The organism is Streptococcus sp. 20925_1_69, assembly GCF_041432365.1.
Taxonomy (GTDB): domain Bacteria; phylum Bacillota; class Bacilli; order Lactobacillales; family Streptococcaceae; genus Streptococcus.
Map to the genome: position 1 here is coordinate 86,633 of NZ_JAPVZL010000005.1, position 13,409 is coordinate 100,041.

Annotated in this window: 15 protein-coding genes and 1 pseudogene; 13 read left to right on the forward strand and 3 right to left on the reverse strand. The window is 40.5% G+C overall.

Annotated features, from left to right (window positions below; translation table 11 throughout):
* The first annotated feature begins 51 nt into the window (after window positions 1–51).
* The 7 genes from O3601_RS04840 (at window position 52) to trxB (ending at window position 4,404) form a co-directional block, all read left to right on the forward strand.
* Window positions 52–546, forward strand: coding sequence for an N-acetyltransferase family protein (locus O3601_RS04840; protein ID WP_371471432.1), 495 nt, complete (start codon window positions 52–54; stop codon window positions 544–546).
* A complete protein-coding gene (locus O3601_RS04845) occupies window positions 546–1,055 on the forward strand; it encodes a methylated-DNA--[protein]-cysteine S-methyltransferase (protein ID WP_371471434.1) in 510 nt (169 codons plus the stop codon). The genes O3601_RS04840 and O3601_RS04845 overlap by 1 nt, the downstream gene beginning before the upstream one ends.
* A gap of 12 nt (window positions 1,056–1,067) precedes the next feature.
* Window positions 1,068–1,424: an arsenate reductase family protein gene (locus tag O3601_RS04850; RefSeq protein ID WP_000889091.1), complete on the forward strand. Its 357-nt coding sequence runs from the start codon at window positions 1,068–1,070 to the stop codon at window positions 1,422–1,424.
* Between the two features lie 157 nt (window positions 1,425–1,581).
* Entirely contained in the window at window positions 1,582–2,382 is an 801-nt protein-coding gene (locus O3601_RS04855; protein ID WP_001103449.1) for an amino acid ABC transporter permease, read from the forward strand.
* Window positions 2,382–3,125: an amino acid ABC transporter ATP-binding protein gene (locus tag O3601_RS04860; protein WP_000590965.1), complete on the forward strand. Its 744-nt coding sequence runs from the start codon at window positions 2,382–2,384 to the stop codon at window positions 3,123–3,125. The genes O3601_RS04855 and O3601_RS04860 overlap by 1 nt, the downstream gene beginning before the upstream one ends.
* A gap of 77 nt (window positions 3,126–3,202) precedes the next feature.
* On the forward strand, window positions 3,203–3,427 hold the full coding sequence (locus O3601_RS04865) for a DUF4059 family protein (protein ID WP_000926599.1): 225 nt from the start codon (window positions 3,203–3,205) through the stop codon (window positions 3,425–3,427).
* 65 nt (window positions 3,428–3,492) lie between these two features.
* Window positions 3,493–4,404, forward strand: a complete 912-nt coding sequence (trxB, locus tag O3601_RS04870; RefSeq protein ID WP_371471447.1) for a thioredoxin-disulfide reductase — start codon at window positions 3,493–3,495, stop codon at window positions 4,402–4,404.
* 113 nt (window positions 4,405–4,517) lie between these two features.
* Here trxB and O3601_RS04875 read toward each other — a convergent pair whose 3' ends face one another.
* The gene (locus O3601_RS04875; RefSeq protein WP_371471449.1) at window positions 4,518–4,703 is read right to left on the reverse strand and encodes a hypothetical protein; all 186 of its coding nucleotides are present in this window, start codon (window positions 4,701–4,703) and stop codon (window positions 4,518–4,520) included.
* A 160-nt stretch (window positions 4,704–4,863) separates the two neighbouring features.
* Between O3601_RS04875 and rpiA the strand changes: the two genes are divergently transcribed.
* From rpiA to deoD, 6 genes and pseudogenes are all read left to right on the forward strand, one after another.
* Complete coding sequence (rpiA, locus tag O3601_RS04880; RefSeq protein ID WP_319946411.1) at window positions 4,864–5,547, forward strand: ribose-5-phosphate isomerase RpiA; 684 nt, start codon at window positions 4,864–4,866, stop codon at window positions 5,545–5,547.
* A 23-nt stretch (window positions 5,548–5,570) separates the two neighbouring features.
* Window positions 5,571–6,782 carry a phosphopentomutase gene (locus O3601_RS04885; RefSeq protein ID WP_371471451.1) on the forward strand — a complete coding sequence of 404 codons (1,212 nt, stop codon included), beginning with the start codon at window positions 5,571–5,573 and terminating at the stop codon, window positions 6,780–6,782.
* A 1-nt stretch (window position 6,783) separates the two neighbouring features.
* Window positions 6,784–7,345: pseudogene (locus O3601_RS04890) on the forward strand (DUF1697 domain-containing protein).
* Window positions 7,342–8,151: a purine-nucleoside phosphorylase gene (locus O3601_RS04895; RefSeq protein ID WP_371471453.1), complete on the forward strand. Its 810-nt coding sequence runs from the start codon at window positions 7,342–7,344 to the stop codon at window positions 8,149–8,151. The pseudogene O3601_RS04890 and the gene O3601_RS04895 overlap by 4 nt, the downstream one beginning before the upstream one ends.
* A 192-nt stretch (window positions 8,152–8,343) precedes the next feature.
* Window positions 8,344–11,076 carry a thiol-activated cytolysin C-terminal domain-containing protein gene (locus O3601_RS04900; RefSeq protein ID WP_371471455.1) on the forward strand — a complete coding sequence of 911 codons (2,733 nt, stop codon included), beginning with the start codon at window positions 8,344–8,346 and terminating at the stop codon, window positions 11,074–11,076.
* A gap of 716 nt (window positions 11,077–11,792) precedes the next feature.
* The gene (gene deoD / locus O3601_RS04905; RefSeq protein WP_371471457.1) at window positions 11,793–12,503 is read left to right on the forward strand and encodes a purine-nucleoside phosphorylase; all 711 of its coding nucleotides are present in this window, start codon (window positions 11,793–11,795) and stop codon (window positions 12,501–12,503) included.
* 25 nt (window positions 12,504–12,528) lie between these two features.
* Here deoD and O3601_RS04910 read toward each other — a convergent pair whose 3' ends face one another.
* Both O3601_RS04910 and rpsT read right to left on the reverse strand, forming a co-directional pair.
* On the reverse strand, window positions 12,529–13,053 hold the full coding sequence (locus O3601_RS04910) for a DNA topology modulation protein (RefSeq protein WP_371471459.1): 525 nt from the start codon (window positions 13,051–13,053) through the stop codon (window positions 12,529–12,531).
* Between the two features lie 52 nt (window positions 13,054–13,105).
* Window positions 13,106–13,342, reverse strand: coding sequence for a 30S ribosomal protein S20 (rpsT, locus tag O3601_RS04915; protein WP_001274000.1), 237 nt, complete (start codon window positions 13,340–13,342; stop codon window positions 13,106–13,108).
* Window positions 13,343–13,409 lie beyond the last annotated feature (67 nt).

Sequence of the window (13,409 nt, forward strand, 5' to 3'; positions counted from 1 at the left end):
GACTTAAATTATGCTATGATGGGAGAAACTAGTCAGAAATGAGGAGAAAAGATGGAGATTCGTTTAGCTTTTCCAAATGAAGTAGCTGCCATCATGCAGGTGATGGAGGATGCTAAAAAAAGTTTAGCAGCTGCTGGTAGTGACCAATGGCAAAATGGTTATCCAAATGCAGATGTTATCATAGATGATATTATCTCAGGTCAAGCCTACGTAGCCTTGGAAGAGGGAGAACTACTAGCTTATGCTGCTGTGACCAAGAGTCCAGAGGCAGCCTATGAAGCCATTTATGAAGGAAAATGGCAAGCTGGAGAGTCAGAGTACCTAGTCTTTCACCGTATTGCTGTGGCAGGAGATGCCCAGGGACAGGGAATTGCTCAAACCTTCTTAGAGGGCTTGATTGAAGGATTTGATTATCTAGATTTTCGCTCAGATACGCATGCTGAAAACAAGGTTATGCAACATATTTTTGAAAAACTTGGTTTTAAACGGGTTGGAAAGGTGCCGGTTGATGGGGAACGCTTGGCCTATCAAAAATTGAAGAAATAATGCAAAAGAAGTACGCAAAAATGCTCTACTTTTCGCCAATAGGAACCTTGTCTTTGGTTGCCGACGAGCAATATCTGCATGGCATTTGGATGCAGGAGCAGAAGCATTTTGAGAGGGGACTAGGAGATGAGACGATAGAAGCAGTTGTTAGTCATCCTATCTTAGACCCAGTTATTGCTTGCTTAGATGATTACTTTAAAGGCAAGTCTCGGGATTTATCCAACTTGCCCTTGGCTCCAATCGGAACAAATTTTGAAAAGCGAGTTTGGTCCTATTTACAGGGAATTCCTTATGGTCAGACAGTGACCTATGGACAAATAGCCCAAGACCTGCAAGTAGCTTCTGCCCAAGCAATTGGTGGAGCAGTAGGACGCAATCCGTGGTCTATCCTAGTACCTTGTCATCGTGTGCTGGGAGCAGACAAGCGACTGACAGGTTATGCTGCAGGAGTGGAAAAGAAAGCTTGGCTCTTGCAGCATGAAGGCGCAGATTTTAAAGATATAAAATAGAAAGTGAAAGACATGTTAGAATTTATCGAATACCCGAAATGTTCAACTTGTAAAAAAGCAAAACAAGAATTAAACCAATTAGGTGTGGACTACAAAGCTGTTCACATCGTGGAAGAAACACCCAGCCAAGAAGTCATTTTAAACTGGCTTGAGACCTCAGGTTTCGAGTTGAAGCAATTTTTCAACACCAGTGGTATCAAATACCGTGAATTGGGGTTGAAAGATAAGGTAGGAAGTCTGTCAAACCAAGAAGCTGCTGAGTTGCTAGCAAGTGACGGTATGTTGTTAAAACGGCCCATTTTAGTAGAAAATGGGACTGTTAAGCAAATCGGTTATCGAAAAGCTTATGAAGAATTGGGATTGAAATAGTTTTTACTTATCTCTTTGATAGATAAAATATATAACCTCCCTGTTTCAAAGTATGATAAACTAGTAGGTGGACAAAGTCTGTATCTGACCGTAGCAAATAATTTCATTGACGGCAGAAGTATGGTAGAATGAATCATTATCAGGAGAGGATGTTTTTATGAATGTTACAACGATTTTAGCATCAGATTGGTATCAAAACTTGATGCAATTGATTCCGGATGGCAAGCTTTTTAGCCTGCGTTCGGTCTTTGATGGAATTCCAAGAATTGTCCAACAACTTCCAACAACGATTATGTTGACAATTGGAGGTGCTCTTTTTGGCTTGGTTTTGGCACTTCTTTTTGCCATTGTGAAAATCAATCGTGTCAAGATTTTATATCCCTTGCAGGCTTTCTTTGTTAGTTTCTTAAAAGGGACACCGATTTTGGTGCAACTCATGTTGACCTACTACGGAATTCCTTTGGCTTTGAAAGCCCTCAATCAGCAATGGGGAACTGGTCTCAATATCAATGCTATTCCAGCTGCTGCTTTTGCGATTGTCGCCTTTGCCTTCAATGAAGCAGCTTATGCGAGTGAAACCATTCGTGCAGCCATTCTCTCAGTCAACCCTGGTGAGATTGAGGCGGCACGCAGTCTGGGTATGACCCGAGCACAAGTTTATCGACGAGTGATTATTCCAAATGCGGCAGTTGTGGCGACTCCAACATTGATCAATTCCCTCATCGGCTTGACCAAGGGTACGTCCCTAGCCTTTAGTGCTGGTGTTGTGGAAGTCTTTGCCCAAGCTCAGATTTTAGGTGGAGCTGATTACCGCTATTTTGAACGCTTTATTTCCGTTGCCCTTGTTTATTGGGTAGTCAATATTGGAATTGAAAGCCTCGGTCGTTTCATCGAGAGAAAGATGGCTATTTCTGCACCTGATACAGTGCAAACAGATGTGAAAGGAGACCTTCGTTAATGATTAAGATTTCGAATTTAAGTAAATCCTTTTCAGGACAGACTGTCTTGGATCATCTGGACTTGGATATTCAAAAAGGGGAAGTTGTAGCCTTGATTGGTTCTTCAGGAGCTGGAAAATCAACCTTCCTTCGCAGTCTCAATTATCTTGAAACACCTGACAGTGGCTCTATTCAGATTGATGATTTTTCAGTTGATTTTTCTAAAATCACTCAAGAAGAAATCCTTGCTCTACGCCGTAAGTTGTCTATGGTTTTCCAACAGTTTAATTTGTTTGAACGCCGAACAGCACTTGATAATGTAAAAGAAGGCTTGGTTGTTGTCAAGAAATTATCTGACCAAGAAGCGACTAAGATTGCCAAGGAAGAGTTGGCTAAGGTTGGGCTTTCTGACCGTGAAAACCATTACCCTCGCCATTTATCAGGTGGACAAAAGCAACGGGTTGCCTTAGCGCGTGCGCTTGCTATGAAACCAGATGTCTTGCTCTTAGACGAACCAACTTCAGCCCTTGACCCAGAATTGGTCGGTGAAGTAGAAAAGTCTATTGCAGATGCTGCTAAGTCAGGTCAAACCATGATTTTGGTCAGTCATGACATGTCCTTTGTAGCCCAAGTGGCTGATAAGATTCTCTTCTTAGATAAGGGGAAAATCATCGAGTCTGGAACACCGGATGAGATTATCCACCATCCTAAAGAAGAGCGGACAAAAGAATTCTTCGCTAGTTACAAACGGACTTATATTTGATATAATAGATAAAGAAAAACTCAGTTAGCTGGACTAGCTGAGTTTACTCTTTAAAAAAGATAGAAATGAGAGAAATCATGCTACTGCAACTATTTTCTTTATATTTCGAGAGTTTGATCTTGACCACCATCCTCGTCCTGATTTTTTTAGGGATTTGGATTGGACTAAGAGCCATGTCGGGAGTTGATAAGACAGCCAAGGCTCGCCAAGCCCATCTCTATGATATGATTATGATTGGAGTCTTGGTTGTTCCAGTATTATCCTTTGCGGTTATGAGTTTAATTCTTGTTTTCAAGGCATAATCCTTGCTTGATTGACAAAAAAGAGTTAGAATAAAGATAGTTACAACAAGAAAGAAGGAATCTATATGTACGATACTATTATTATCGGTGCTGGACCTGCAGGTATGACTGCAGCCTTGTATGCTGCTCGAAGCAATCTGAAAGTAGCTTTGATTGAAGGTGGTCTGCCAGGTGGTCAGATGAATAATACCTCTGATATCGAAAATTACCCAGGATACGCTAATATTAGTGGGCCAGAATTGGCAGAAAAGATGTTTGAACCGCTTGAAAATCTTGGTGTTGAGCACATTTATGGCTATGTTGAAAATGTAGAAGACCATGGTGATTTTAAGAAAGTGATGACTGATGACCAAACATATGAAACTCGTACCGTTATCGTAGCGACTGGTTCTAAACACCGTCCTTTGGGAGTACCTGGAGAAGAAGAACTGAATAGTCGTGGTGTTTCATACTGTGCCGTGTGTGATGGTGCCTTCTTCCGTGACCAAGATTTGTTGGTAGTTGGTGGTGGAGATTCAGCTGTTGAAGAAGCCCTCTTCTTGACTCGTTTTGCTAAGACTGTTACCATTGTTCACCGTCGTGACCAGCTTCGTGCACAAAAAGTGTTACAAGACCGCGCCTTTGCGAATGAGAAAGTTAGCTTTATCTGGGATTCTGTAGTTAAGGAAATCAAGGGTGAAAACAGAGTAGAATCTGTCGTTTTTGAAAATGTGAAAACAGGTCAAGTGACAGAGCAAGCCTTCGGTGGCGTCTTTATCTATGTTGGATTGGACCCTGTTAGCGATTTTGTTAAAGAATTGAATATTCAAGACCAAGCAGGCTGGGTTGTGACAGATAATCACATGAAAACTGCAGTTGATGGTATCTTTGCAGTTGGAGATGTTCGTTTGAAAGACCTTCGCCAAGTAACAACAGCAGTTGGAGATGGAGCTATCGCTGGTCAAGAAGCCTATAAATTTATCACAGAACATAGTTAATTATAAAAACGCATAGTATCAGATTTACAAAAAATTTGACACTATGCGTTTTATTGTGGGAAAATTAATTTCATTTTCTACTGAAATTGAGTTTTACAAGCCTCTTATATTTTTTAGAAAAATCCTTTAATCTTTCCAACGAGGCTATCTAGACCTTCTGAACCAGAAATCAACTGCTGAGCTTGAGAGAAGTATTCTCCAAGCTGTTCTTGATTTTCTGCAACAAATGTTTTTGCAGCTTCGAAATCTTTTGTTTCGATTAGTTCTTTTACTTGATTAAACAAATCTAATGGGTTCATCCTATTTCTCCTTTTCTGTACTTAACTATTTAATCATCTTTATGATAAAAAATCAACCCTAGCAAAATTTCTTTTAGAATGGATATCGGTTTCAATTTTCAGATGAAATAAAAGCCTTTACATGGTATAATAGAGGTAGCTCTTTAATGGAGGTGTTTGAGTGGAAAATCTGAAGAAAATGGCAGGTATCAAGGCTGCTGAATTTGTCAATGATGGGATGGTTGTCGGACTGGGAACGGGTTCTACTGCCTACTATTTTGTCGAAGAAATTGGTCGTCGTATAAAGGAAGAAGGATTGCAGATTACAGCTGTAACAACTTCTAGTGTGACTAGTAAACAGGCTGAAGGGCTTAATATCCCGCTCAAGTCTATTGACCAAGTAGACTTTGTTGATGTGACAGTCGACGGGGCAGATGAAGTGGATAGTCAGTTTAACGGAATCAAAGGCGGTGGGGGTGCCCTTCTCATGGAGAAGGTTGTGGCAACGCCCTCAAAAGAATACATTTGGGTGGTGGATGAAAGCAAGCTGGTAGACAAACTAGGTGCTTTTAAATTGCCAGTAGAAGTGGTTCAGTATGGCGCAGAACAAGTCTTTCGTCGTTTTGAACGAGCTGGCTACAAACCAAGTTTCCGTGAAAAAGATGGCCAACGTTTTGTGACCGATATGCAGAACTTTATCATTGACCTTGCCTTGGATGTCATCGAAGATCCAATTGCCTTCGGACAAGAATTGGACCATGTCGTTGGTGTTGTAGAGCACGGGTTATTCAATCAAATGGTGGATAAGGTCATCGTTGCTGGACGAGACGGGGTTCAGATTTTAACTTCAACAAAAGCAAAATAATCAAAATAATAAGGAGACACACTATGTCAAAATTTAATCGTATTCACTTGGTGGTATTAGATTCTGTAGGAATCGGTGCTGCACCAGATGCTAATAACTTTGTCAATGCAGGAGTTCCAGATGGAGCTTCTGACACATTAGGACACATTTCAAAAGCAGTTGGTTTGAATGTCCCAAACATGGCTAAAATTGGTCTAGGAAATATTCCTCGTGAAACTCCTCTTAAGACTGTTCCAGCTGAAAGCAATCCAACAGGTTATGCAACAAAATTGGAGGAAGTATCTCTTGGCAAGGACACTATGACTGGGCACTGGGAAATCATGGGACTCAACATTACGGAGCCTTTCGATACTTTCTGGAACGGATTCCCAGAAGAAATCCTGACAAAAATCGAAGAATTTTCAGGACGTAAGGTCATTCGTGAAGCCAACAAACCTTACTCAGGAACAGCTGTTATCGATGATTTCGGACCTCGTCAGATGGAAACTGGAGAGTTGATTATCTATACTTCAGCTGACCCTGTTTTGCAAATTGCTGCCCACGAAGACATCATTCCTTTGGATGAATTGTACCGTATCTGTGAGTACGCTCGTTCGATTACTCTTGAGCGCCCGGCCCTTCTTGGTCGTATCATTGCTCGTCCTTATGTAGGTGAACCAGGTAACTTCACTCGTACTGCAAACCGTCGTGACTTGGCTGTATCTCCTTTTGCACCAACTGTTTTGGATAAATTGAATGAAGCTGGTATCGATACTTATGCTGTTGGTAAAATCAACGATATCTTTAACGGTGCGGGTATCAACCATGATATGGGACACAATAAGTCAAATAGCCACGGAATTGATACACTGTTGAAGACTATGGGTCTTGCTGAGTTTGAAAAAGGATTCTCATTCACAAACTTGGTAGACTTTGATGCTCTTTACGGTCACCGCCGTAATGCTCATGGTTACCGTGATTGCTTGCATGAGTTTGATGAACGCTTGCCTGAAATTATCGCAGCCATGAGAGAGAATGATCTTCTCTTGATTACAGCGGACCATGGAAATGACCCAACGTATGCAGGAACAGACCACACTCGTGAATATATTCCATTGTTGGTCTACAGCCCTGCCTTTAAAGGAAATGGTGTCATTCCAGTAGGACATTTTGCAGATATCTCAGCGACTATTGCCGATAACTTTGGTGTTGAAACTGCCATGATTGGGGAGAGTTTCTTAGATAAATTGGTGTAAGATGACGCGCTATGCTTTGCTGGTTAGAGGCATCAATGTTGGTGGTAAGAATAAGGTCGTCATGGCGGAGCTTCGGCAAGAATTGACAGACTTGGGACTGGGAAAAGTTGAGACCTACATCAACAGTGGTAATATTTTCTTTACTTCGACTGTTCCAAAAGCCCGATTGGTTGAAAAGTTAGAGGCTTTCTTTGAAGTCCATTATCCATTTATTCAGAGCTTTTCTTTGCTGAGTCAGGAAGACTATGAAGCAGAGCTGGAGAATCTGCCAGATTGGTGGACCAAAGACCTGGCTCGAAAAGATGTCCTCTTTTACACGGAGGGCTTGGATGTGGATCAAGTGATCGAGAAAGTGAACAGTTTGGAACTGGAAGATGAAGTCGTTCATTTTGGAAAACTTGGTATTTTCTGGGGGAAATTCTCTGAGGAATCCTACTACGAAACAGCCTATCACAAATACTTACTCAAGATGCCTTTCTACCGCCAAATCACCATTCGCAATGCAAAAACCTTTGACAAAATCAGTCAAATGCTAAAAAAATAATAAAGGAGACACACAATGACATTTTTAGATAAAATCAATGAAACAGCTGCCTTCCTGAAAGACAAGGGAATCCAAACGCCTGAGTTCGGTCTAATCCTTGGATCAGGACTTGGAGAACTGGCAGAAGAAATCGAAAATCCAGTTGTAGTAGACTATGCTGAGATTCCAAACTGGGGCCGTTCAACAGTAGTCGGTCACGCTGGTAAATTGGTATATGGTGACCTTGCAGGTCGCAAGGTTTTGGCTCTTCAAGGTCGTTTCCATTTCTACGAAGGAAATCCTCTGGAAGTCGTGACTTTCCCAGTACGTGTCATGAAAGTTCTTGGATGTGAAGGTGTTATTGTAACCAATGCTGCTGGTGGTATTGGATATGGGCCTGGTACTTTGATGGCTATCTCAGACCATATCAACATGACAGGTCAAAACCCATTGATGGGTGAAAATTTGGATGAATTTGGTCCTCGTTTCCCAGATATGTCTAAGGCCTACACACCAGAATACCGTGCCACTGCCCATGAAGTGGCTAATAAACTTGGTATCAAGCTTGATGAAGGTGTCTATATCGGTGTTACTGGTCCGACTTATGAAACTCCAGCAGAAATTCGTGCCTATAAGACACTGGGAGCAGATGCAGTTGGTATGTCCACTGTTCCTGAAGTTATTGTGGCAGCCCACTCTGGTTTGAAAGTTCTGGGAATTTCATGTATTACTAACTTTGCCGCTGGTTTCCAAGAAGAACTGAACCACGAAGAAGTTGTAGAAGTGACTGAACGTGTTAAGGGTGATTTCAAAGGTTTGCTTAAAGCGATTCTTGCAGAATTGTAAAAAAGTGGCGGTGAGATCAGACTAGAAATGAAAGTTTCAGTTCTCATCACATTTAGTAGAGAAGATTAGGTTTGTTGTGATTAAAAAATGAACAAAAATCCAATCAACTACTATATCTTTAGTAAAAATTTATCACATGCTTATTTATCAATTATTGATAAATAGGGGAAAATAAAAGAAAGTTAGAAAAGAATGAAAATCGGTCAACGAATAATGCGTTTTGGCATAAAAAAATTAAGTATCGGAGTTGTATCTGTTGCAGTTGGCTTTGCTTTTTTAGCACCGACAGGAATTTCTGCCAATGAAGGAAGTCCAGTTGTGAAAAACGAAACTCCTCTAGTAGTAAATGCAACGGATAGTCCGACAAAACTAGAAAATACTGATAAAAAACAGGAAACGCCTCTTATAGAGGAAAGAGTAGCAGTTATCCAACCAGCTCCGGAAACAAAAGAAGTCCTTAAAAATCAGAAGGAAGAAGAAAAGCTGGGATCCCATAAAACAGAGCCTGCTCTAGTTCCTGAAGAAGTGAATAGAGAGGAAAATGTAAAGGATGAGTCTACAACTTCTCGTCCTGTGACAGCAGAAGATCTTTTGAAAATCTCAAAAGGAGAACTGCACTCAGAAAATGGTTTGCTTGACAATTCTCTTTATGGTGAAAAAGTCCTTGATTTAGAAGGTGATGACGATCAGGATGGTATCAAAAATAAGGATGAGCTTTATGTTTATCGTAAAGATGGTAAGGACTATCTAGGATATAACAGTCATCCATTACTAGCAGACAGTGATGGGGATGGACTAGCAGATGGAGAAGATGATAATAAGAAACAATGGTATGTTACAGATCGAGATTCTCTTCTCTTTATGGAATTATCCTATCGTGATGATGACTATATCGAAAAAATTCTAGATCATAAAAATCCATTTCCGAGTCTCTACTTGAATCGTCAAGAATATAAGATGATGCACAATGAGTTAGCCCCGTTTTGGAAGATGAAAAAAGCTTACCATACAGCTAGCGGTTTGGATGCTTATCTATTCGAAACTAAGAGTGATCTTCCTTATTTAAAAGACAATACTGTTCAAATGTTGGCTATACGTGGAACAAGACTGAATGATGCAAAAGATTTGAGAACGGACTTGACCTTGCTAGGAGGAAATAAACCTGTACAAGCGGATGATATCCGTAATGTTGTCAAAGAATTGGCGCAGGATTCCACTATAACCAATCTGTATATGACAGGCCATTCTTTAGGAGGTTATTTAGCTCAAATAGCAGCAGTTGAAGCCTATCAGAAATATCCTACTTTTTATAATAATGTTTTGAAAAAAGTGACAACATTTAATGCACCTAAGGTCATTACTTCAAGAACAATCTGGAATGCCCAAAATGGTTTCTGGGATGTAGGCCTAGAAAGTCGGAAGCTTGCTGTAAATGGGAAAATTAAACATTATGTAGTGGATAACGATAATGTGGTTACATCTGTGCTACAAAATGATAGTGATGTTGTGACATCTACAGGAAGTGCCAATGTTAAACACCGTTCGCGTGGCTATTTTGAAAGCCGCATGAATAATATTCCAAACTTTAATATTGGAAAACGAACAACATTGGACAAGCAGGGTTACCGTGATCCAAAACTGGAAAAAATTTCTTTCTTTAAGAAACAACAAGTCCCTCTGTCAACTAGTCAACCAAGCGCTGAACCTCTTGAAAATATAGCTTTAGGGAAACGAGTAACTCAAAGTTCGACAGCTTTTGGAGGTGACGCTAGAAGGGCTGTAGATGGAAAAGTTGATGGGAATTATGCTCATCATTCTGTAACGCATACAGAGTTTCAATCTAAGCCTTGGTGGCAAGTCGATTTAGACAAGGAAGAAACGATTCGTCAAATCAACATCTATAATCGAACAGATACTGCTCAGGATAGACTTACTAATTTTAATGTGATTCTTTTAGATAGTTCTGGGAAAGAAATTGAAAGAAAGCGCATTGCATCTCTGAAAGATATCTCTGCACAAATTGCAATTGATTATAAAAAAGCTCGTTTTGTCCGTATTGAGTTAGATGGCTACAATGCTCTCAGTCTCGCAGAAGTTCAAGTCTTGCGTGCTGAGAATATCGCATGGAAAAAGCAAGCACGCCAAAGTTCTACCGAGTTTGGAGGAGATGCTAGTCGTGCTCTAGATGGGAATACTAATAGTAGCTACAGCCAGCAATCAATTACTCATACAAAATTTGAAAACCAGCCTTGGTGGGAAGTTGATTTAGGTCGTACAGAACAGGTAGGACTTGTCCGTCTTTATAATCGTGGAGATGGCGAACCTTCCAAACGCTTGGCAGATTTTGATGTGATCTTATATGATGAAAAAGGGAAAGAAGTTACTAGAAAGTATGTTTCTCGTTTAGAAGGAAATCGTTTAGATCTTCAGTTGGATGGCAAGTTGGGTCGCCGTGTCCGTATTCAATTGCGTCAGAAAAATCAAGCTCTCAGTCTTGCTGAAGTAGAAGTGTTTCGATTTATAGCTAAGAATGCTGTGACACCACCGACTTCTAAGCCAGTACAAGTGTTAAATTACACTCCTGTAAAAGATAAAACCCTAACTATTCAGCATAGTGGAGCTTACATTGCACGCTATTCTATAACTTGGGAAGAAGTTACAGTAGATAAAAATGGTCATTCAGTTGTTAGAAGTCATTCTTGGGAAGGAAATGGACGTAACCAGATTGCAGGTTTTGTACTCAACCTTCCAATTAAAGAAAATATGAGAAATCTTCGAATTAAGATCGAAAAGAGAACAGGTCTTATCTGGAATAGATGGCAAACAATCTATGACAACAGACCTCTTCTCGCCCAACCACATCGGAAAATCACTCATTGGGGCACGACATTGAATTCCAAGGTGAGTGACGATGATGTCTTGTAATCTGGTGCTACAATGACAGTTAGTTTGTCTAGTTTATAAGAAAGTACTACCTGAGCTTGAATAGAACTCAGGTAGCTCTCTGTGAAAGAACAAAATTAATACTCAATGAAAATCAAAGAGCAAACTAGGAAACTAGCCGCAGGCTGCTCAAAGCACTGCTTTGAGGTTGTAGATATAACTGACGAAGTCAGTAACATATATACGGCAAGGCGACGTTGACGTGGTTTGAAGAGATTTTCGAAGAGTATAAACAGAAAGGTAGAGCGCGTGTTCTGATTTGAACACGAGCGGAAAACTTTTCAAAAAAATCAGAAAGGAAGAGTGGTTTGGGTTTGGATTGAACCCGGGCTGTTCTCCTCTATATCATCAAAATTAAGAAAGAAAGGAATTGACCCCACCCTAAAAGCAGTGAGAAAAAGATAGTTGGTCTAGAGAGCATCGCTCACTGCGCTCAACTCCTATTTTCCCTTTGCTTTTTGACGGGTTTGGTATCTTTCTCAGTATAAAATATAAAAAAGAAAGGTAGAGTGAAGTGTTCTAATTTGAACACGAGCGGAAAACTTTTCATAACAATAAAAGAAAGGATGGGTAAACCGTATTTGCTGAACTGAATACGGGCGGAGAACTGTGTAAAAAAGATAAACTGTCTAGCATCTGCGATGCTTCGTTAGTTTCCTATTTTTACTTTGTTCTCTGTCGCCCTTTATATCTTAACTATGTCTATCCATATTGCTGCTCAGCAGGGTGAAATTGCTGATAAAATTCTTCTTCCTGGGGATCCTCTTCGTGCTAAGTTTATTGCGGAGAATTTCCTTGAAGATGCTGTTTGTTTTAACGAAGTGCGTAACATGTTTGGTTACACTGGTACTTACAAGGGCCACCGTGTATCTGTCATGGGAACTGGGATGGGGATGCCATCTATTTCGATTTATGCGCGTGAGTTAATTGTTGACTATGGTGTGAAGAAATTGATCCGTGTGGGAACAGCAGGTTCATTGAATGAAGATGTTCATGTCCGTGAATTGGTTTTGGCGCAAGCAGCTGCAACCAACTCTAACATCATCCGCAATGACTGGCCACAGTACGATTTTCCACAAATCGCTAGTTTTGATTTGCTAGATAAGGCCTACCATATTGCCAAAGAACTTGGTATGACAACCCACGTTGGGAACGTTTTGTCATCTGATGTCTTTTATTCAAACTACTTTGAAAAGAACATCGAGCTTGGTAAATGGGGAGTTAAGGCTGTGGAAATGGAAGCAGCAGCTCTCTACTATTTGGCAGCCCAACACCATGTTGACGCCCTTGCTATCATGACTATCTCTGATAGTTTGGTCAATCCAGATGAAGATACAACTGCAGAAGAACGCCAAAATACCTTCACCGATATGATGAAGGTTGGTTTGGAAACCTTGATTGTAGAATAATTACATTAAAAAAGGAAGCCCTTCTTTATGAATCGGAGGACTTCCTTTTCTTATCCAGAAATTGGTCTATCTCTTTTTGTGATCTGAGGATGATCACCTTATATGGATAGTTTTTTTGAATCCACTTGTAGCGTTCCTTAGCGGATTTGCTCCGTCCATCCCAGAGAATCCAACGAATAAACTCCCAATTAAATTGTTCTTGACAACCAGCTGCCATACTTTCCCTGACCTTGCCTCGGTATGTGAGATACCGTTTAAAGGCTCGAAAGAGACAGGTCAATGGGGAAAAATTGAGAAAAATGATTTGGTCAGCTTCCTGCATTCTTTCCTCGTAATAGCACCAAGAATAATTTCCATCAATGACCCAATCTTCATGCTTGGTGAGAAAGCTTTTCATCTCGGTCAACATCCATTCGCGGTCACTGTCTTGCCAACCAGGTTGAAATTGGAGTGTGTCCATATGAAGTTTTGGGATGGAGTAGTGGAGAGATAACTTTTCAGCTAGCGTTGACTTACCAGCACCAGAATATCCGATAATTGCGATTTTCATTTTCTACCCTTTCCTATTTGGAGACAAAAAAACAGCCTCTATGGACTGTTTCTTATTTAGCAAGTTTAGCTGAAAGACGAGCTTTATCGCGGCTTGCTTTGTTTTTGTGAATCAAACCTTTAGTTTCTGCTTTATCGATAGCTGAGCTAGCAGCACGGAAAAGTTCTTCAGATGGGTTTGCTTCGAAAGCTTTGATAGCAGTACGCATAGCTGATTTTTGAGCTGAGTTCTTTTCGTTTTGTTTAACGTTCAATTCAGCGCGTTTGATAGCTGATTTAATGTTTGCCAATGTTCTTACCTCCATATTTACTAACTATACCATTATATCTGAAAACTTACGTTTTGACAAGGGAAAA